Below are 19,899 nucleotides of genomic sequence, written 5' to 3' on the forward strand. Positions count from 1 at the left end.
GTTTACGCGAACGCTCCATCTTCTCGGGAGCGCGAACAGATCGCAACCGTCGAGGGAGACCGCGCGATGCACACGTACGACACCGTCTTCATCGACGGCGACTGGCGTCCCGCTCTGAGCCCACGTCGGCTGCCGGTTGTCGACCCGTTCACCGAGCAGACGATCGCCGAGGTGCCGGACGGCGGGGCACCCGATATCGATGCGGCCGTCGCCGCAGCCGGACGGGCCTTTCCCGACTGGAGCTCCACCGACCCCGGACGGCGTGCCGCTCTGGTCGTGCGCCTGGCCGACGAGGTGGAGCGACGTGCTGACCACCTCGCCCGAGTGATCACGCGGGAGAACGGCACCCCGATCAGCGAAGCCCGGCACGCGCCCGTGCAAGCCGCCGCCCACCTTCGACTCGTCGCCGGCCTCGCCGACGACGCGTTCGCGGAAGACGTGAGGCTCAATCCGCTCTCCCCCGGCCGGTCGCGCGTTCTGCGGACTCCGCTCGGCGTCGCGGGGCTCATCACCCCGTGGAACTATCCGCTGAGCCTCATCGTGGTCAAGCTCGCCCCCGCTCTCGTGGCGGGCTGCACGGTGGTGATCAAGCCCGCACCCGAGACGCCGCTCGCGGCACGGGAGCTCATGGATGCCGTCCGCGCGGTGGGGTTCCCGCCCGGAGTGGTGAATCTGGTCACGGGCGGAGTGGAGGCCGGGCAGGCCCTCGTCGAGCACCCGATGGTGGGCAAGATCTCGTTCACCGGCTCCACGGCCGCAGGCCGATGGATCGGTGAAGCGGCGGGGCGGCTCCTGCGTCCCGTGACCCTGGAACTCGGCGGAAAGTCCGCGGCCATCGCCCTTCCCGACACGGATGCCACGGTGCTCGCCGCGAACATCCTGAAGGTTTCGATGCGCAACACCGGGCAGACCTGCAAGGCCTGCACGCGCCTGCTTCTGCCGCACGACCGCGCGGAGGAGCTGGCCGAGGTGGTCGCCGAGACCATCGCCGCGGCCCCGCTCGGCGACCCGTCGGACCCCTCCACGTTCTTCGGCCCTCTGGTCTCGCGTCGTCACCGCGATCGAGTCGCGGAGTACATCAGGCTCGGGGTGGACGAGGGTGCGCGCCCCCTCGTGGGGGGCGTCGGGGCGCCGCTCGAACGGGGATTCTTCGTGCGTCCGACCGTTTTCGTCGAGGCGGACAACGCGATGAGGATCGCGCGGGAGGAGATTTTCGGCCCCGTCCTGACCGTCCTCACCTATCGCGACGTCGAGGACGCGATCCGCATCGCGAACGACTCGCCCTACGGCCTCGCGGGCACCGTGTTCGGCCGGGACGAGGAAGCGGCGACGGCGGTGGCACGCCGGATCGACACCGGCACCGTCGGCATCAACCAGTACGGCTCCAACGCCGCGGCCCCGTTCAGCGGCCACAAGGACAGCGGCATCGGCACCGAGTTCGGACTCGAGGGCCTCGCGTCGTACCTGTCGTACACCTCCATCCACTACGCCGGCTGATCGGCATCGAGCAACGGAGAAGGACATGCGTGCAGCAGTGATGTGGGAGTCGGGCGGGCCGTTCGACGTCCGCGAAGTCAGCCTGGCGACGCCCGGCCCGCGCGAGGTCGTTGTGCGCCTCCACTCGGTCGGGGTGTGCGCGTCCGACCTTTCGCTCACCACCGTCTTCGGCCAGCCGACCCCGGTCGTGCTGGGTCACGAGGGTGCCGGCGTCGTGGCCGAGGTCGGCCGCGAGGTCCGAAACGTCCGCCCAGGCGACCGCGTGCTCGTGCTCTGGGTGGCCCCCTGCGGAACGTGCCGACCATGCCTGCGCGGCGACGAGTACCTCTGCGCGAACCGTAGCTCGACCGCCGATGCGCGAGCGGGTCGCGAACACACCTCGACCCAGCGGCTCTCGATCGACGGTCAGGCCGTGCACCAGGGGATGAAGACGGCGACGTTCGCCGAGCGCACGTTGCTCCCCGATCACGCCGTGATCAAGATCGCCGACGACCTCCCGTTCGAGATCGCCGCCCTGTTCGGCTGCGCCACGGCCACCGGCGCGGGGGCTGCGCTACGGAGCGCGGCTGTACGCCCCGGCGACCGCGTGGCCGTGATCGGGTGCGGCGCGATCGGTCTCAACGCCCTCCTGGGGGCGATCGTCGCCGGAGCGAGCGACCTCGTGGCCGTCGACCCGATGGCCTCGCGCCGGGACTTCGCGCTGTCCCTGGGGGCGACGGCCGCGGCCACGCCCGAGGAGTTCGCCGACGGACGCCGCGACCTCGACGTCGTGATCGACGCGGTGGGGGCGCCCGCCACGGTTCTGACCGCCTGGCGGGCCGTCCGGCGCGGGGGCACCGTCACCGTCGTCGGCGCCGGCGCCCCGGGCGCGGTCGTCGAGATTCCGGCCTACGAGATGTTCCACGACGACAAGCGCATCACCGGCAGCTTCCACGGAGGCATCAGCCTGCGCCGTGATCTCCCCCTGCTGACCGACCTGTGGCGCACGGGACGCCTGCCGGTGGAGAAGCTTCTGTCGGACCCTGTCGAACTCGCCGACATCAACCGCGTCGTCGCCGATCAGCGGTCGGGCGCGGTGGTGCGCACGCCGATCCACATAGAGTGAGTGGGGTCAGCGCCGCCCCATCTGCCGAGGGACGACGCGTTCATCGAGCTTGAAGAACACGTGCGCGTGGTGCTCCATCTCGCGCTCCGCCGTGTCCTCGTCGCGCGCGCGGATGGCGTCGGTCACGGCTCGGTGCGACTCGACCGCGTGCCCGAGGGCGTCGGCATCCATCAGGTCGTGTTCGGTCGCGGCGTGGATTCCCTGGGTGAGCGAAACCATCAGACCCGACAGCAGAGGGTTGTTGCCGGCTCGCGCGACAGCCACGTGCCAGTCGCCGTCGGTCGTGTCGAGGGACTCTTCGAGTTCGTCGAGCTGCTCGTCGGTACGGGTGCGTGCCGCCAGGCGTGCGCAGAACGGTTCGATGGCGCGCCGAGCCTCGAGCAGAGCGGTCCGCGTGATCTCACGCCCCAGGATGATGTCCTGCACGGTGTTGGCCATGGCCTGCTCGCCGGGGCGCTGGACGAACGCGCCGCCGGCGCGCCCCGCCCGCACCTTGATCAGGCCCTGCACCTCGAGGATGCGGAGCGCCTCGCGGACCGTGGTGCGGCTGAGTCCCGTCTGGTCGACCAGTTCACGTTCGGGGGGCAGTCCCGACCCTTCGGGGAACTCGCCGCTCAGGATGTGCTCGGCGAGCTGATCGGCCAGCATCTGCGACGCCCGCGGAACCTTCATCTTGCCGAGGACGATCGGCTCGGCACCCGCGGGCGAGTCCTGCGCTTGCGCCATCGCACACTCCGTTCGCTTCGTCCCGCCGGGCGGGCGGATTCGATCCTACGCGGGGGCGATCGTCCCGTTCAGGCCGAGAGGTGCGCGGTGTCGTTGAAACTGCGCAGCATCCAGTGCCCGGACCCGCTGCGGATCACGGTGCTGATCGACGCGTTCTCGACGCCGATGAAGGCGAGCGCTCGGCTTCCCGTGATCTGGGCCAGGAGCTCGGCGATGACGGCCGCGTGCACGAAGGCGATGGATGCCGCGCCGTGCGGGGTCGCGTCCGCCACCGCATCGAGCCCGCGGCGCACGCGGGTCGAGAAGGACTCCGCGCTCTCCGCCTCGGGGATGACGTCCCAGCGCTGGTGCCGGAAGACGTCCTCCACCACCGGGCTCCCTGCGGCGCGCTCGACCTCGAACTTCTCGCCGTCGAGCACACCCAGGTACACCTCCCGGAGGTCGTCGACGACGGTGGCGGTGTCGCCGGTCCGTCGCAGGAGCGGCTCCGCCGTCTGCGCGGTGCGCCGCAATGACGACACGAACACGCGGCTGGCGCCGATCGCTGCCAGCCGCGGCGCGAGCCGCTCCGCCTGGGCGTGGCCGCCGTCATTCAACGGCGGGTCGGACGCGCCGTCGCGGAGCTGGCGCGAGCCCGGCTCGTCCCCTCGTGCGGACGTGCCGTGTCGGACGAGGAGGATCTCGACGGCATCTCGAGGACGAGCGAACGGACGCTGCGCGCCGCCGACGAGCGCGTCTCCCGCTCCCATCTCAGCGCTCCGCGGCCGCGCGCGCCCGCTGCGCCTGCAGGGCGACGTGGTGACGGTAGTCGTAGAAGTCGGTGGTGGTCCCATAGCCCACTTCGCCGTCGAGCGTCCAGCGCATCATCGCCATGGGCGACGACGACCCGGGCCAATACTCGGCGGGGAAGCCCGTCTGGGCGACTCCGTGGAGTTTCCAGACCCGGTCGCGCACGTCGACGAGCTCGAGCTCCACCTCGCGCTGCGCGAGTCCCTCGCGGAGCGTCCGGCCGGTACCGGCCTTCACCCCCACGGCCTCGCCGTGATCCATCACGTACGAGTGGCTGATGGACAGATCCAGCGGCTGGCCCGGAGGGGTCGTGGCATCCGACTGGAAGATCGCGTGCACGGCGAAATCGCGCGAGAAGTGGGCCTGCAGCCATGTCATGGTCCCGCTCTGGTACTCCCCGCGGACGCCCCAGCTGTGGTCCATCGTGAGCAGCCAGTCCACGTCGTACGAGCGGTCGTGCAGGCGCACCGTCCCCTCGACGGCGCCGGTCATGTCGAAGTGACCGCCCTTCCACAGGTCGCCCGACGCCAGGTCGTCGCCGCCGTCGCGCGCGAGCGGGTCCATCGCCCGGTCGTGGATGTCGTACGGAGGCATGAGGGCCGAGTACTCCACGTCCACGGTCAGCCACTCGCTGTCGAAGCGGAGCTCCCACCGACGGTTCGGGTCGAGGCAGGCCACCCGCAGCCCGTTCGCGAGCGAGAAGTCGGACAGGCGGTTCTCGCCCAGCGGAAGGTAGGCGCGGTGGTCCCAGAAGTCGATGGCCGTCTGCACGGGCACCATCCGGGAGTTGGCGAAGACCGCCGAGTTCACGATCCCCAGGTTCGGGCGGAAGAGAGAGTACAGCCCGATGTGGGTTCCCGCTTCCGGGATCTCGAAACCGAAGTAGTTCGTCTCCGCCCACATCGGGTCGGGGCTCGGCGCGTGGAACTCGACGTCGTCGTCCGTGATCATGCTGACCTCTTTCGTTCCCGTCCAGTCTCGCGGCCGGCTCGACGGGAGTGCGATCGATCCGGCAGAGTCGTCCGAAGGGGGGAGGCGGACTGCCCCCTTCGGAAGCGATTCACGGCGTAATGCGCTCCGAGGGGACCGCGCTCCTAGATTCGTGGCACGGCTCCGGGTGCCCGGATGCCGTGCGTTGCGATCAAGGGAGACCGCGGCGAGGACGGGTGTGCGGGAGGTACTCCTCCCCGGAACCGGTCTCCTCGACGAGGCGACTTCCCCGCGAAGAGAAAAGGATTCGATCATGACGATCACGACCCAGCCCTCGGGTACGAGCACCAAGATCTGGCCGAGTGACGACGAGGTCAACGCCCGCTATCCGGTGTTCACCCGCGCGAACACCGGTGAGGTGTTCACGGATGCCTCCAGCCCGTTCACGTGGAGTCTGCTGGGGCGGGTGGTGTACGAGGGCGGCTACCGGGACGCCCTGTTCCGTATCGGGGCGTTCGCCCCCTCCGACTTCGGACCCCTCGAGACCGGGAAGTGCACGTGCGTCGCGTCGTTCGGCGGCTATGTGTACATCAACCTCTCGATGTCTCGCGTGCTCGGGGTGCGGGCGCCCGGGATGACGACGCAGGCGATCGACCAGTCGTTCTTCGGTGAGCACCCGGACGTTCCCGATTACGTGGAGCACCCCGACGACGTCGACGAGGAGCGCTCGGCCGATATCGGTGCGTGGATGGGGGCGATCTTCGCGCCCGCCCCCGACCCGAACGAAGGGCACGCCCGCGACATCGACGCGCTCCTGGCTGCCGCACCCGACTTCTCCGCTTTGTCCGACGGGCAGCTCGTCGCCTACGCGCGACGCGTGGTCGACGAACTGCGGCCGGTCTTCGCCACCCACATGTTCAACCTCTACAGCGCCAACATCGCCACCGGTGTGGTCGCACAGGCCGCGGGAGCGGCGGGCCTGGGCCACCTGACGTCCGCGATCTTCGCAGGCCTGGGCGGCGTCGACTCCGCACAGCAGTCGTTCGACATCTGGGGAATCTCACGGATCGTGCGCCGCTCGCCCGAACTGACCGCCGCGTTCGATGCGGGGCTCGACGGCGCGCTCGAGCGCATCGCGGGCTCGTCTTCGTCGGACGCCGCCGCGTTCCGGGAGGCGTGGGACCGCTTCATCGGCGACTGGGGGTTCCTGGGCCCGAGCGTCTGGGAGCTGCGCTCGCCCACGTACGCCTCGCAGCCGCGCATCGTCCTGCACATGATCGACGGATCGCGGCGCGCCGAGGACGACGCGTCTCCGGAGAAGCGCACGTCGTCGTTCGTCGCGGAGCGTCAGAACGCCGTCGCCGCGGTGGCCGCGGCCCTGGAAGGCACCGAGGCGCACGGCATGTTCGTGGCCGCGGCCGGCGTCATCCCCGCCCTGCTGCCGGCGCGCGAGGGGTCCAAGGTGCAGTGCACGCGCCTGGTGAACCACGTGCGCGACGTGATGAAGGAACTCGGGCGCCGCCACGTCGAGGCCGGACGCCTCTCGCACTGGTCCGACATCCTCATGCTGCAGGACAGCGAGATCGACGGGTACCTCGACGCCCCCGAGCCCTGGGGGCGGACGATCGCCGAACGCCGGGCCACCCTCACCGAACTCGAGAGCAAGGTGCCGCCGTTCATCGTCGACGGTCGCTACCCCGACCTCGAGGACTTCCGGGTCCCCCAGCGCGAGGTCACGCGTGCGGCCGTCGGCGATGTCCTCCAGGGCATCGGGGTCGCACCGGGCTCTCACACCGGACGCGTGCAGGTCGTGACCTCGATCGAGGACGACGTGGACATCGAACCCGGCGACGTGCTCGTGGCTCGGACGACGGACTCGTCGTGGGGCGCCCTGTTCCTCGTCGCCGGCGCCGTCGTCGTCGAGACCGGGGCGACCATCTCGCACGCCGCGATCGTCTCGCGCGAACTCGGCATCCCCGCCGCCGCATCCGTGCCGGATGCCCTGAGCCGACTCGCCACGGGGATGCTCGTGTCCGTCGACGGAAGCACCGGTGAGGTGCGCGTCGTCTCCGAGTGAGCCGATCTCCGGACGAAAAGAGGCGCCGCTCCTTCGGGAGCGGCGCCTCTTCGGCATCCGATCGGATCAGCCCACGTCGCCGTTCGCCCACTTCAGGGCCGCAGCCGTCCGGTTCGGGCTCTGCGTCTTGGCCAGGATGTGCTTGACGTGGGCCTTGACGGTGCCCTCGGTGAGCAGCAGCTGCTCGGCGATCTGCGTGTTGCTCAGGCCCCGCGCCAGCAGTTCCAGGACGTGGCGCTCGCGCGCGGTCAGGGAGTCGAACGCGACGATCTCGCGAGGGGGTACGCGCTCCGGACTCGCCAGCCGGGGGAGTCGCGGGTGCGTGGCTGTGCCGGTGAGGTCGAGCATGTCGTCGAGGTGCCCGCGCATCCGCTGGAGTCTTTCCTCGGCGGCCCGCGCCGTGAGCGCCAGCTCCACGACGCCGCAGAAGCTCCAGAGCAGCGTGGCGTGCGCGCCGGTGAGCGCGCGGCAGGAGGTGGCGCGGTCGGCATGGATGAGCGCGGCCACACGACCGCCGATCTCGACGGGGGCCGCCACGTAGGCCGTGACCTTGCGCGGATGCCGGTAATCCCATGTCTTCTTCGACCACGGGTGCACGTCGCGGGGCGGCGGGACGATGACCGGCGTCACGCGTTCGATCACGCGGCGTTCGGGCGCGCTGTCGCGGATCGCCTGGGGGAGTTGCAGCGCGGAGTCCATCACGCGCGCCGACCACGACGTGTCTGCGACGATCTGGACCGCCTGCGGGCGCCAGTACTCGTCGTCGACGAGCGACAGCATCACCCGCTCGAAGCCGAGCTCGGTGACCGCCCTCGGGATGGCCGCGAGCGTCTCGGCGGTGCTCCGTGCACGACGCACCGTGGCGATCGCGCGGGCGAACCGGTCCAGTTCGGTGACCGACGACGCCGGCGCGGTGTCCCACGCGACGGCGGAGTCCCGGGCCGGCGAGATCATCGTCCCGCCGCCCTCGCCCAGCTGTCGAGGCGCTCCAGCTCGGGGAGGTGCGCGCGCACGAGCTCCTCGGCGTCAGCGCCGCCTTCGTCGTCGGCGTGCGCCCCCTCCCAGACCTCTCCCGTGCTGCCGTCGATGGTGATCACGGCGCCGGCGTGGAGCGTGCGCGAGCCGACGCGTACGTGCGCGCCGTCGATCGCGATCTCCTTCGCCCCGACGACGGCGGGCAGGTGCCATCCTCGCGCGACGACCGCGGCGTGGCTGACGAGACCTCCCGTGGTCGTGAGGATGCCGACGGATGCCGCCATCCCGGCGACGTCCTCCGGACTGGTCGTGGGCCGGACGAGGATCACGTCGTCGTCGGCATCCGCGGCATCCTCGCTGTTGAGGACCATCCGTCCACTCGCGCGGCCGGGTGAAGCGCCGAGTCCCACGGTGAGCAGATCGTCGCGGGGAGTCAGGCGCCGGGCGTGGGCGACGACTTCCTGCCGCGCCTTGTCGCGGAGTTCGGCGGGGACGCGTTCGATCGCAACCTGGGGTTCGAGGCGAACGGCGGGGTCGTCCACGAGTTCGGCGGCGATGCGCACCGCCGCCGTCGCGCCGCGCTTGCCGACGCGTGTCTGCAGCAACCAGAGCCGACCGTCCTCGATCGTGAACTCCACGTCGCACATGTCGCGGTAGTGCACCTCGAGGCGGCGGAGCGCAACGAGCAGGTTCTCGTACGCCACGGGAGCGATGTCGCGCAGACGATCGATCGGGAGCGTGTGCGCCGTGCCGGCGACGACGTCCTCGCCCTGCGCGCGCGGGAGGTAATCGCCGAACGGCGCGGCCTCGCCGGTGGAGGGATTGCGTGTGAAGACGACGCCGGTGCCGGAGCGCTCGCCGCGGTTGCCGAACACCATGGCCTGGACGTTGACCGCGGTCCCCATCCGCTCGTCGATGCCCTCCTTGGCGCGGTACGCCCGGGCGCGCGCGCTGTCCCACGATTCGAAGACCGCCACGATGGCCCGCCGCAACTGGTCCGCGGGAGCGGCGGGGATGTCTTCGCCGGTGACGCGGCGGACGACGGCACGGACGGCGTCGACCTGCGCCCGGAGCGCCTCGACGTCGGTGGGGTCGGCGCATTCAGGAAGCGCCTCGCCGGGGACGCCCAGAACGGTCGTTGCGAACATCTGCGTGAATCGGCGGTAGCTGTCCCACGCGAAGACGGGGTCGCCGGATGCCGCGACGAGCCCGTGGACCGTCTCGTCGTTGAGGCCCAGATTCAGCACCGTGTCGAGCATTCCCGGCATCGACACGGGAGCGCCGCTGCGCACCGCTACGAGCAGGGGGTCGCGAGCGTCGCCGAAGCGGCGACCCATGCGGGTCCCGAGCCTGTCCATCTGTTCGTCCAGGCGTGCGTCGAGGGCGGCGGGCCACCCGTGCGCACGATAGGCGTTGGAGACCGTCAGGGGGATGGTGAATCCCGGCGGCACGGCCATCCCCAGGGCGGTGGTCATCTCCGCGAGCCCAGCGCCCTTGCCGCCCAGCAGGTTCTTGAGGTGACGCGCGGGGACCTCGTGCGGGTGATCGAAGGGATAGATCACGGGTTCGTGATCGATCAGCTGCGTCATCGGCATTTCACTCATGTGTACTCCGTCGTACCAGCGGGTGTCGTTGGCTTAAAGGCCCAACCATCGCATTATATACTTATGACTGACGAGCTCGACGAGGCCCACATCTCGGAAACATTCCCCGATCTTTCGCTGTGGCAGGAGCGCCTGCGCGCGTCGCGAGTCGAGATTCCCGGCACCACCAATACTCGCGACCTCGGGGGTCTTCCTGTGGCGGGCGAGGGAGTCGTGCGGCCCGGAGCGGTGCTGCGGGGCGAAGCGCTCGCGCACCCCGGTCCGTCGGTGCGGCGTGTCGCGGAGTGGTCGGACGCGGCGATCGAGAGCTACCGCGCGCTGGGGCTGCGCACGGTCATCGACCTGCGTGCCGCGGAGGAGGCCGCCCTCGCCCCCTCGGCCTGGGCCGAGCCGACCGGCGCGCGTCTCGTCGCCGAGCCGATCGACGAAGGAGGGGAGGGGGATGCCACCGACTACATGCGCCGCCTGAGGGTCGGCGAGCTCCGCTCGTTCGGGCCGGCGGAGCTGGCCGATTACTACGTGCGGACGGTTCGGGCGCGCGCGCCGCGGTTCGGACGCGCGCTGCGCGTCCTCGCCGAGCCGGGAGCGACCCCGGCGCTCATCCACTGCGCGGCGGGAAAGGATCGCACCGGGATGCTTGTCGCGCTGCTGTTGGAGGTGCTGGGCGTCGATCGTGATGCGACGGTGGCGGACTACTCGATGACCTCGATCTTCCGGCCCAACCGGGTCGAAGCGTACGCCGATGTCCTGGCCTCCGCGGGAGTGGATGCGTCCGCGGTGAGCGCACTGTTCGAGTCGCCGGCCGAGACGATGCGGCTCATGCTGGAGGGGCTGGATGCCGAGCACGGTTCGGTGCGCGAGTTCCTGCGGCGCGAGGCGGGGGTCGGCGACGACGTCGTGGACCGACTCCGCGCGGCCCTGGTGGCGCCGGTCTCCGGTTAGCCCTCGGGAGTGGACCGCGGGGAGCGGAGAGAACGTGCTCGACTCGTTGCGTGCTCGCGCATCCGGGCACGGGCGCGCGCGGCATCCCGGTCGACGATCGCGTCCGTGATCTCCTCGTAGGCCGCACTCTCGACGCGGGCGATCTCGTGGGCGTTCTCCTCCACCGCGGTGAAGATCCACGTCACCAGGGCGACCATGAGGCCCGCCAGCAACTCGTTGTGGCTTGCTCGTGCCACGAGTCGGTGCCAGTGACCGTGCGCCTCGATCATCGCGGCGGTGTCGGTGCTCGCCGTGATCCGCGCGACGGCGGCCCGGAGCTCGGTCACGTCGTCGTCCGTGCGGTGCTGGGCGGCGAGCTCGGCACACACCGGCTCGATCGCCTGCTGCATCTCCAGCAGGGCATCGAGATCGAGCGAGTGTCCGCGAATCAGCTGGGTGACGGTGGCGGCGAGTTCGTCTTCGCCGGGCAGGCGGACCACGGCGCCACCCGCGCGCCCCGACCGCATCTGGATCAGTCCCTGCGCCTCGAGCGCGCGAAGGGCGCCGCGCACCGATGCGCTGCTGGATTCCGTCTGGCGCACCAACTCCGCTTCCGAAGGCAGGAGCTCGCCCGTCGCGAACTCGCGGGCGAAGATCCGCTGCCGGATCTGGTCGGCGATCAGGTCCGTGGTCTTGCGCGTGACGACGGGGACGAAGGCGGCCGGTGTCTGGTCGTTCCCGCTCATGCCTCGCCGCCGAGGAAGTTCTCGTAGGCACCGTGGCCGAGCCAGCTGGTGTGGAGATTCTCGAGGTAGTCGCGGACGACCCGCTCGGCGGCAGCGGCGTCGTTGCGGGCGAGCGCGTCGAGGAGGTGCTCGCGCGCGACCCAGATCGCTTCGCCGACGGATGGGCCGATCCTCAGGGATACCTCGGACGTCAACTCGAGCAGGGGGGCGTTGAGGAGCCGAAGGATGGGGTTGCCGGCGATCTGCCCCAGGCGTTCCTCGAACGCGAGGTGCGAGCGGAGGCGTTCGGGCCATTCGGCCTCGGTGGCATATCCGCGTGCGACTTCGACGAGCGCGCGCAGTTCCTCGACCTCGGTCGGCGTGATCTCCGCTGCGGCGTGGCGGGCGATCGCGGTGTCGAGCGCGATGCGCGCCTCCATGAGTTCACCCACCGTGAAGGTTCCCAGCGTGAGTCCGTCCACGATTCCCTGGGCCAGCGCCTCGGAGTTGTCGGAGGTGATGAATGCTCCGCCCGACGCGCCCTTCTTCAACGAGACCAGCCCCGCGATCTCGAGCATGCGCACCGCTTCGCGCACCGTGTTGCGGCTCACGCCGAGCTGGATCGCGAACTCGCGTTCGCTGGGGAGTTTCTGTCCGGGGCGGAGCGTCCCCTCGCGCAGTCGCTCGCGCACTTGGTCGATGATGCTGTCGAAAGCGCGCTTGGTCTGAGCCGGTTCGAAACGTACCGTGCCGTCGCTCATGGCGCCTCCTCGATCTCTCCGTCGTTCGTCGTTCTCCCATCTTGGCCCATCCGCCCGACCGTGGGTAAAGTTAATGGAAGGACCATTGTTGTGAACGACCATAACGAACGGACGAGTCGATGATGACGAACGGCGGCGGACCTCGGCGCGAGCGACGCGTGAGGGACAGTGAGTGCGACGTGCTGGTGATCGGATCCGGGGCGGCCGGCCTGGCCGCCGCGCTCAAGGCGGCGGACGAGGGTCTCACCGTCGTCGTGGTCGAGAAGGAACCGTACTTCGGGGGAACGACCGCAATCTCCGCGGGCTGGGCCTGGGTGCCGGGGACTCCGAAGGGGGGTGCGGGCGACACGCGGGAGGAACAGCTCGCGTATCTACGCGCGCTCGCCCCCGACACCTTCGATGCGCAGCGCGTCGAGCCATTCCTGGATGCCGTGCCCGAGGCGATCTCGTTCTTCGAGGAACGAACGGCCGTGCAGTTCGACTATCCCGAGAAGTCGCCGGACTATCAGATGGACCTGCCGGGCGCGCGTCTGGGCGGGCGGGCGATCCTCCCGCGGGACACCGACGCTCGCATCCTCGATGAGCACCGGATGACGATCCAGCCCTATCTGTCGAGCTACACCGTGTTCGGGTACATGCCCCAGGTGGGACCGGATCTGTATCAGTTCACGCACGTCAATCAGTCGTGGCGGTCCTTCTTCTACGTCGGCTTCAAGCTGCTGCGCACCTGGTGGGACACCGCCTGGTATCGCCGGCCCGTCAAGCGCACCAACGGCAACGCGCTGATCACCCTGATGGTGCGGTCCGCGCTCGACAAGGGAGTGACGCTGTGGCGTTCGACGCCTGCGGTCGAGCTCCTCGCCGACGACAGCGGCGGCATCGTCGGGGCGCGGCTCGGAGGCGATCACCCTGGCCGCATCACGGCGCGCCGCGGCGTCGTCATCGCCGCGGGCGGGTTCTCGGGCGACCGCGAACTGCGCACTCGCTACTTCCCGCACGATCCGCACGGCGACCAGCACTTCACGCCGACGGTCGGGCATGGCGGGGACGGCGCGCGTCTGGCGATCTCGGCGGGGGGCCGTGTCGACGCCGACGTCAGTTCGGTCGCCTCGTGGGCGCCGGTGACGGTGTTCTCGTTCTTGCGGACCGGTAAGGAGCGACTGTTCCCGCATCTGCGGCAGATCGGTCTGCCGGGGCTCATCTGCGTCGACCGTCACGGGCGACGGTTCGGCAACGAGGCGCTGAGCTACCACGACTTCGGGCGGCAGATCCTGGATCATCACGCCGATGAGCGCGACATCCGCGCCTACCTGATCGTGGACTCGCGCGCGATGCACAAGTACGGCATCGGCTACGCGAAGCCCTGGCCGATGCCGCGCGGATACTTCTACCGCACGGGCTACCTCGTGCGAGGCGAGACCGCCGAGGAACTCGCGGCCAAGCTCGGAATCGATCCCGGTGGACTCGCCGACACCCTGGACTCCTTCAATCGGGATGCCGCGGCCGGCGTGGACTCCGCCTTCGGCCGGGGCTCGACGGAGTACAACCATTTCCGCGGCGACCCCGATCATCGTCCGAACCCCAATCTCGCGGAACTCTCGCGGCCGCCCTACTTCGGGGCGGAGATCCGGATGGGTGACCTCGGCACCTTCGCCGGGATCGCCACGGATGCCGAGAACCGCGTGCTGGCGGCGGGGGATGCCCCGGTTCCCGGGCTGTATGCCGTTGGTGCGGCAGCGAAGAGCATCTTCGGCGGCGGCTACCCGGGCTACGGATCGCACATCGGGGCGGCCCTGGTGAACGGGTATCGCGTGGGTGCCGCGCTGGCCGCATCCGTCGGGGCGGAGTCGGGCGCGCAGGCCGACGCTTGACACGGGGTTTTAAGGGTCTAATAATATAATGGCTGGACCAAAGGCGGTCCGCGAGAGGGTGAACGACATGGAAGCTGTACCGCGGGCCTACACGCCCCACGAGTACTCCACCGATCTCGACATCTCGTCGGCGGCGTTCTGGAGGCTGCCGTTCAACGAGCGGGACAAGACGTTCGCGAAGCTTCGGGAACGCGGGGAGATCACCTTCCATCCGCCGATGGAGCTGCCGGTGCCGACGGCGGAACTCGGCTTCTGGGCCGTCACGAAGGCGGATGACCTCGCCGAAGCTGCGCGACGGAACGACGTGTTCCTCTCCGGGTACGGCATCCAGATCGACGGCTACCCGTGGGACGGATCGTCGACCAGCTTCTTCCACACCCAGGACGGCGAGCTCCACCAGCGCAACCGGGCGCTGGTGAGCGCCGCCTTCACCCCGAAACGCGTGCTCTCGCTCGTAGACGACATCACCGCCGAGGCGACCCGCGTCGTCGATGACGTTGCCGGCGGCGGGGACTTCGACTTCGTCACCGACGTCGCCGAGAAGCTGCCCGCCCGTGTCGGAGCGCGCCTCATCGACCTCCCCGAATCGGAGTTCGAGGGCTTCGTGCGGGCCTCGGGCGTGCTCATCGGCAAGGCGGACCCCGAGTTCGGCGACCCCGCCGATCCGATGAAGGCGTTCCGTGCGGCCCGCGCGTACGTGATGGAGCTCGGCCGGAGCATGGCGGAGCATCGCCGTCACTCACCCGGCACCGATCTGATCTCGACCCTCGTGCAGGCCGAGATCGACGGGCAGCGGCTGAGCGACGACGACATCGGGGCGTTCACGTACCTGATCACCATCGCCTCGAACGACACCACGAAACAGACGACGACGCTCGCCCAGATCGCCCTGGCCGATCACCCCGACCAGGAGGCCTGGCTGCGCGAGGACATCGACGTGCGCCTGCGCACCGCCGTGCCGGAGTTCCTGCGCTACGGCAACCCCGTGATCCACCACGCCCGCACCGCAGCCTTCGACATCGAATGGAGGGGCCGGCAGATCGCCAAAGGCGACCGGCTCGCGCTGTTCTACTGCTCCGCGAACCGTGACGAGGAGCGCTTCCCGAACGCGGGGACCTTCGACCTCTCGCGAGATCCCAACCCGCAGGTCTCCTTCGGCGGTGGCGGCGTCCACTTCTGCCTCGGCAACCGCTTCGCCACCACGATGCTCACCGCCATCTACTCGCAGCTCCTGCACCGCGTGCGCGTCGAGGTCACCGGTGAGCCGGAACCGCTCGCGAGCGATCTGATCAACGGCGTGCGGCACCTCCCCGTCCACGTCACCGCCCTCTGACCCGTCTCGAGAAGGAAGCACTCTCATGAAGATCGACGTCGACCGCACCAAGTGCGTCGGACTGGGCCTGTGCGAGGCCGCCGACCCGGAGCACTTCGAGGTCAACGACGACGGCAAGCTCGTGCTCGTCCGGGACTCGTTCACCGAGGACGAGCGTCGCGCCGTCGAGGACGCGGTCCGTGCGTGCCCGACCGCCGCTCTGCGCATCGTGGGGGCGCTCTCGTGAGCGCGGTGGCGGATGGCATCCAGAGGCTCGTCGTCGTGGGAGGGTCGCTCGCGGGGCTCCGGGCCGCCGAGGCGGCGCGCCAGGCCGGATTCAGGGGTGACATCACCGTCGTCAGCGCCGAGGAGGAGCACCCCTACGACCGCCCCGCGTTGAGCAAGCAGTGCCTCCTCGACGGTGTCGAGGCCCCGACCCTGCGCGACGACGACCCGGCGACCGGACTCGGTGTCACCTGGCTTGCGGGACGCGGCGCCACCGGGCTCGACACCTCGGCGCGGCAGGTCGTCGTGGGCGAGGAGCGAGTGGACTACGACGCGCTCGTCGTCGCCACCGGCACGCGGCCGCGGCAGTTGCCGGGTCTGCCCGCCGCCACCGGGATCGTCACGCTGCGCGACGCGCGCGACGTCCCGGCCCTGCGCGCGGGACTCGGGCCCGGCAAACGCCTGACGATCATCGGCGCCGGCATCATCGGCGCGGAGATCGCCACGGCCGCCCGCAAGCTCGGCGCCGAGGTGACGCTCATCGAGGCCGCTCCCGTTCCCCTGCAGCGTGCGCTGGGCCGTCACCTCGGACTGCTGTTCTCCGAGTGGCACGGCGAGAGCGGGGTCGATCTGCGGTTGGGGGCGAGCGTGCAGGCCGTCGAAGCCGACGGTGGTGCCGTGGCGCGGGTCGTGCTCGGTGACGGCTCCGTGATCCCCACCGACACCCTGCTCGTGTCCATCGGCGTCGTTCCCAACACCGAATGGCTCGTGGGCAGCGGCGTCGAGCTCGCCGGCGACGGCAGTGTCCTGTGCGACGAGTTCCTCGAGACGTCGGTCCCCGGCGTGTTCGCCGCCGGGGACGTCATCTCGTGGCCCAACGCGCACACGGGTCTCACGGCGCGCCTGGAGACGTGGACCAGCGCGAACGAGCAGGGGTCCGTCGCGGGCGAGAACGCCGTGGTCCGTGTCGAGGACCGCCAGCCCTACAGCACGGTCCCGTACTTCTGGAGCGACTGGTACGGGCACCGCATCCAGTTCACCGGAGTGGTGACCGACCGCGAGCCCGAGGTGGTGTTCGGCAGCGTCGAGTCGCGCAAGTGGGTCGCGCTGTTCGAGGACGGCGGCAAGGTGGTGGGCGCTCTGGCCGTGAACGAGCCGTCGAAGATCATGAAGGATCGCCGCCGCATCCGTGAGGGCATGAGCTGGGACGAGGTGCGCGAGATCTATCGCGCGCTGTCCGCCCGTGTCGCCGTGGGAGCGTCATGAGCGCGGAGTCCGAGACCGCCGCGGTCGCCGGTGACCTGCGCTGGAACGTCAAGCAGAGCTTCCGCGACTACGTCGGCGCTCTCCCCGACGGCACCGAGGAGAAGTCCGGCGCGGCGCGCGAGTCGGAGGACGGGGACCTCGTCTTCGACGCGGTGCGCGTCGATGCCGGCGACGCCGGTGACGCCACGACCTTCCTGTTCGAGGGGGGCGTCCGCTTCCGCGGCTACCGCGGGATGCTGCACGTCGATCTGCGTGATCCCCACGTGTCGGTCACGGCGGAGGGCGCGTCCCTCAGCGTCGACACGACTCCGCCCGGGTCGTTCGAACGTCGCATCGTCGTCGCGACGGCCGACGGCGGTCCGACGCGAACCGCGGACGGCTGGGAGTGGGATGCCGCCGTCACACGGCTGACGGCGGCCGGTGCGGCCCTGCTGGGCGGCGTGTACGAGCCCGCCTCCGAGGCCGCGGGGTTCTCGCTGAGGGTCACGCGGCGATGACCGCGGCCTCCGAGACCGTCTCCCCGGGGGCGGCCGGCTTCGTCGATGGCTTGCGAGTGCTCGAGATCGGCGGGGAGCTCGGCGAGTACGCGGGCCGGGTCCTCGTCGGACTCGGTGCCGACGTCGTTCGCGTCGAACCGCGGGAGGGCTCTCCGACGCGGGCCTACGGCCCGTTCGTCGACGATGTGCCCGATCCGGAGAAGAGCCTGTACTGGTGGCATTACAACCACGGCAAGCGCTCCGTTGCGCTGGACCTCGACAGCCCGCAGGGCTGCGACGAACTCCGGCGGCTCGCCCGGCAGGCCGACCTCGTGATCGAGAGCATGCCGCGCGGCTGGGCCGTCGAGCGGGGAGTGGATGCCGACACCCTCCTCGCCGAGCTCCCGCACCTGCTGCATCTGCGCGTCACGCCGTTCGGTGACACCGGCCCCTGGGCCGACTACGTCGGGAGCGACCTCATCCACCTCGCCCTCGGCGGCGTGATGATGAACTGCGGATACGATCCGGATCCGCGCGGCTTCTACGACACCCCGCCGATCGCCCCGCAGATGTGGCAGGCGTACCACATCACGGGTGAGCAGGCCGTGATCTCGGTACTGGGTGCTCTGGTCTACCGCCACCGGACCGGGCGGGGTCAGGCGATGTCGGTCGCGGTGCACGAGGCCGTCAGCAAGAACACCGAGACCGACGCCCCCGACTGGCTGTTCCTCGGCCAGCGTCACCGGCGGCTGACGTGCCGTCACTCGATGGTGTCGGCGAGTCTGCCGGCCCTGGCGATCACGAAGGACGGCCGCTACGCGCTGCCCTACAAGACCTACCTGAAGGGATCGGTCACCGCCGACGCGAGCGCGTGGGAGTCGACGGTCGCCGTGCTCCGCGAGTACGGCAGCGGTGCCGCCCTGGAGGAACCGCAGTACGCCACGGCCGAGGGGCGCCAGACGGCGGCTGCGGTCGATCGCCTCTCGGGCGCGGTCGAGAAGCTCTTCTCCTCGACCCTGTACTCCGCCGACGTGTGGCGGGCGGGTCAACGCCACGGGCTGCCCTGGGCGCCCGTGCGCTTGCCGGAGGAGAACGTCACCGACCCCCACTGGCGCATGCGCGGCGCCGTCGTCGATCTCCACGAACCGGCCCTCGCACGCGCGGTCGCGCACGTCGGGGCGAAGTGGTACTCGGAGGACGCCGCGTGGGCGTACGGCGGCCCCGCGCCGCGCGTGGGCGAGCACACCGCCGAGGTCCGCCGGGACTGGGCGGCGCCGTCGACGCACCGGCCCGTGGCATCCATCCCCACCGATGAGGTGCGGAGCGTGCACGGCGCGCCGTTCGCCCTCGGGCACGTGCGCGTCATCGACCTCAGCTGGATGCTCGCCAGCGCGGGTGCGGGACGCTTCCTCGCGGCCCTGGGCGCCGACGTCATCAAGGTCGAGCACGACAGTCGCCTCGACGGGATGCGCACGGGCCAGGGCCTGTGCCCGCCCGGCGGTCGCGACGAACGCAGCGCCGCGACCGCGCCGCTCCCGACCCCGGCCTTCGACCGGTCGAATCCCAACCGCAGCGGTTCCTTCATGGAGATCAACGCGGGCAAACGCGCGCTGTCGCTGAACCTGAAGTCGCCCGAGGGGCGCCGGATCCTCGAGGACCTCATCCGCGACGCCGACATGGTCGTCGAGGGGTTCTCCCCGGGGACCATGGAGCGCATGGGGCTGGGATACGCCCGGCTCAAGAAGCTCAAGCCCGACATCATCTACGTCCAGCAGTCGGGCATGGGGGAGCACGGCACGTACGGTCGGCTGCGTGCCTTCGGCCCGACGGCGCAGGCGTTCACCGGCATCAGCGAGATGTCGGGACTCCCCTCCCCGTTCCCCCCGGCCGGCATCGGCTACTCGTACCTCGACTGGTTCGGGGCCTACAACATGGCCAATGCGATGATCGCCGCCCTGTACCGGCGGGATCGCACGGGCCACGGATGCCACATCGACGCGTCGCAGGGAGAGATCGGTCTGCAACTGACGGGGACCGCCTTCCTGGACTGGTCGGTGAACGGCCGCTCGTGGCGCCGGGCGGGGAACCGCTCGCCGTACCGTGCCGCCGCACCGCACGGTGCCTACCGGACCCGGGGCGACGACCGCTGGATCGCGCTCGCCGTCTTCGACGAGGAGCAGTGGCGCGCGCTCGCCGCGGCTCTGGGGAGGACGGACTGGACGAGCGACCCGCGCTTCGTCGACATGGCGGCGCGGCTGGCCCACCAGGACGAGTTGGATGCCGAGATCGAGGAGGCCACACGCGATCGCGATGGCGGCGAGCTCATGGCGCTCCTGCAGCGCTCCGGGGTCGCGGCCGGCGTCTGCCAGGAGGCATCCGATCGCTATGAGTCGGACCCCCAGCTGGCCCACCTCGGTTGGACGGTAGAGCTGCGCCAGAGCGAGATCGGGACGTGGCCGGTGAAGGAGCACCCGGTGCGGATGTCGGTCACCCCGACGCACATCGGTGGTCGACTCGACCGCTCCGGCCCCAACTACGGCGAAGACACCGACGAGATCCTCGCCGAGATCCTCGGGTTCGACGATGACCGCATCGCCGCGCTGCGCGCGGACGGCGTCGTGTGAGACCCCTACCGAAGG

17 protein-coding genes are annotated in these 19,899 nt (G+C 70.4%); 10 read left to right on the top strand and 7 right to left on the bottom strand.

Going from position 1 to position 19,899, the window contains the following annotated elements:
- Window positions 1-66 precede the first annotated feature (66 nt).
- Both RKD05_RS07240 and RKD05_RS07245 read left to right on the top strand, forming a co-directional pair.
- Complete coding sequence (locus RKD05_RS07240; protein ID WP_424709033.1) at window positions 67-1,497, top strand: aldehyde dehydrogenase family protein; 1,431 nt, start codon at window positions 67-69, stop codon at window positions 1,495-1,497.
- A gap of 25 nt (window positions 1,498-1,522) precedes the next feature.
- On the top strand, window positions 1,523-2,602 hold the full coding sequence (locus RKD05_RS07245) for an alcohol dehydrogenase catalytic domain-containing protein (RefSeq protein ID WP_424709035.1): 1,080 nt from the start codon (window positions 1,523-1,525) through the stop codon (window positions 2,600-2,602).
- Between the two features lie 6 nt (window positions 2,603-2,608).
- On the opposite strand, the gene RKD05_RS07250 is transcribed toward RKD05_RS07245, so the two are convergent.
- The 3 genes from RKD05_RS07250 to RKD05_RS07260 form a co-directional block, all read right to left on the bottom strand.
- Window positions 2,609-3,328: a FadR/GntR family transcriptional regulator gene (locus RKD05_RS07250; protein ID WP_424709036.1), complete on the bottom strand. Its 720-nt coding sequence runs from the start codon at window positions 3,326-3,328 to the stop codon at window positions 2,609-2,611.
- 68 nt (window positions 3,329-3,396) lie between these two features.
- Window positions 3,397-4,077, bottom strand: a complete 681-nt coding sequence (locus RKD05_RS07255; RefSeq protein ID WP_424709037.1) for a histidine phosphatase family protein — start codon at window positions 4,075-4,077, stop codon at window positions 3,397-3,399.
- A 1-nt stretch (window position 4,078) separates the two neighbouring features.
- Complete coding sequence (locus RKD05_RS07260) at window positions 4,079-5,068, bottom strand: hypothetical protein (protein ID WP_424709038.1); 990 nt, start codon at window positions 5,066-5,068, stop codon at window positions 4,079-4,081.
- A gap of 292 nt (window positions 5,069-5,360) precedes the next feature.
- Between RKD05_RS07260 and RKD05_RS07265 the strand changes: the two genes are divergently transcribed.
- The gene (locus tag RKD05_RS07265; protein ID WP_424709039.1) at window positions 5,361-7,124 is read left to right on the top strand and encodes a PEP-utilizing enzyme; all 1,764 of its coding nucleotides are present in this window, start codon (window positions 5,361-5,363) and stop codon (window positions 7,122-7,124) included.
- A gap of 66 nt (window positions 7,125-7,190) precedes the next feature.
- Here RKD05_RS07265 and RKD05_RS07270 read toward each other — a convergent pair whose 3' ends face one another.
- A complete protein-coding gene (locus RKD05_RS07270; protein WP_424709041.1) occupies window positions 7,191-8,078 on the bottom strand; it encodes a LuxR C-terminal-related transcriptional regulator in 888 nt (295 codons plus the stop codon).
- Window positions 8,075-9,703, bottom strand: a complete 1,629-nt coding sequence (locus tag RKD05_RS07275) for a pyruvate, phosphate dikinase (protein ID WP_424709043.1) — start codon at window positions 9,701-9,703, stop codon at window positions 8,075-8,077. Before RKD05_RS07275 ends, RKD05_RS07270 begins: the two co-directional genes overlap by 4 nt.
- 63 nt (window positions 9,704-9,766) lie before the next feature.
- On the opposite strand from RKD05_RS07275, the gene RKD05_RS07280 reads away from it, so the two are divergent.
- Window positions 9,767-10,645: a tyrosine-protein phosphatase gene (locus RKD05_RS07280; RefSeq protein ID WP_424709045.1), complete on the top strand. Its 879-nt coding sequence runs from the start codon at window positions 9,767-9,769 to the stop codon at window positions 10,643-10,645.
- On the opposite strand, the gene RKD05_RS07285 is transcribed toward RKD05_RS07280, so the two are convergent.
- Both RKD05_RS07285 and RKD05_RS07290 read right to left on the bottom strand, forming a co-directional pair.
- Complete coding sequence (locus RKD05_RS07285; protein WP_424709046.1) at window positions 10,642-11,370, bottom strand: FadR/GntR family transcriptional regulator; 729 nt, start codon at window positions 11,368-11,370, stop codon at window positions 10,642-10,644. The genes RKD05_RS07280 and RKD05_RS07285 overlap by 4 nt on opposite strands.
- Window positions 11,367-12,110 (bottom strand): FadR/GntR family transcriptional regulator, encoded by a 744-nt coding sequence (locus RKD05_RS07290; RefSeq protein ID WP_424709048.1) that lies wholly within the window; start codon window positions 12,108-12,110, stop codon window positions 11,367-11,369. Before RKD05_RS07290 ends, RKD05_RS07285 begins: the two co-directional genes overlap by 4 nt.
- A gap of 158 nt (window positions 12,111-12,268) precedes the next feature.
- On the opposite strand from RKD05_RS07290, the gene RKD05_RS07295 reads away from it, so the two are divergent.
- From RKD05_RS07295 to RKD05_RS07320, 6 genes are all read left to right on the top strand, one after another.
- Window positions 12,269-13,981 carry an FAD-dependent oxidoreductase gene (locus tag RKD05_RS07295; RefSeq protein ID WP_424709049.1) on the top strand — a complete coding sequence of 571 codons (1,713 nt, stop codon included), beginning with the start codon at window positions 12,269-12,271 and terminating at the stop codon, window positions 13,979-13,981.
- A 67-nt stretch (window positions 13,982-14,048) separates the two neighbouring features.
- Complete coding sequence (locus tag RKD05_RS07300; RefSeq protein ID WP_424709050.1) at window positions 14,049-15,314, top strand: cytochrome P450; 1,266 nt, start codon at window positions 14,049-14,051, stop codon at window positions 15,312-15,314.
- 25 nt (window positions 15,315-15,339) lie between these two features.
- On the top strand, window positions 15,340-15,540 hold the full coding sequence (locus RKD05_RS07305; RefSeq protein ID WP_424709052.1) for a ferredoxin: 201 nt from the start codon (window positions 15,340-15,342) through the stop codon (window positions 15,538-15,540).
- Window positions 15,537-16,784: an NAD(P)/FAD-dependent oxidoreductase gene (locus tag RKD05_RS07310; RefSeq protein WP_424709053.1), complete on the top strand. Its 1,248-nt coding sequence runs from the start codon at window positions 15,537-15,539 to the stop codon at window positions 16,782-16,784. The genes RKD05_RS07305 and RKD05_RS07310 overlap by 4 nt, the downstream gene beginning before the upstream one ends.
- Window positions 16,781-17,281: an HtaA domain-containing protein gene (locus tag RKD05_RS07315; RefSeq protein ID WP_424709055.1), complete on the top strand. Its 501-nt coding sequence runs from the start codon at window positions 16,781-16,783 to the stop codon at window positions 17,279-17,281. The genes RKD05_RS07310 and RKD05_RS07315 overlap by 4 nt, the downstream gene beginning before the upstream one ends.
- The gene (locus RKD05_RS07320) at window positions 17,278-19,884 is read left to right on the top strand and encodes a CaiB/BaiF CoA transferase family protein (protein WP_424709056.1); all 2,607 of its coding nucleotides are present in this window, start codon (window positions 17,278-17,280) and stop codon (window positions 19,882-19,884) included. Before RKD05_RS07315 ends, RKD05_RS07320 begins: the two co-directional genes overlap by 4 nt.
- Window positions 19,885-19,899: the final 15 nt, after the last annotated feature.

This window comes from Microbacterium sp. SLBN-111, assembly GCF_049739645.1.
Classification (GTDB): Bacteria; Actinomycetota; Actinomycetes; order Actinomycetales; family Microbacteriaceae; genus Microbacterium.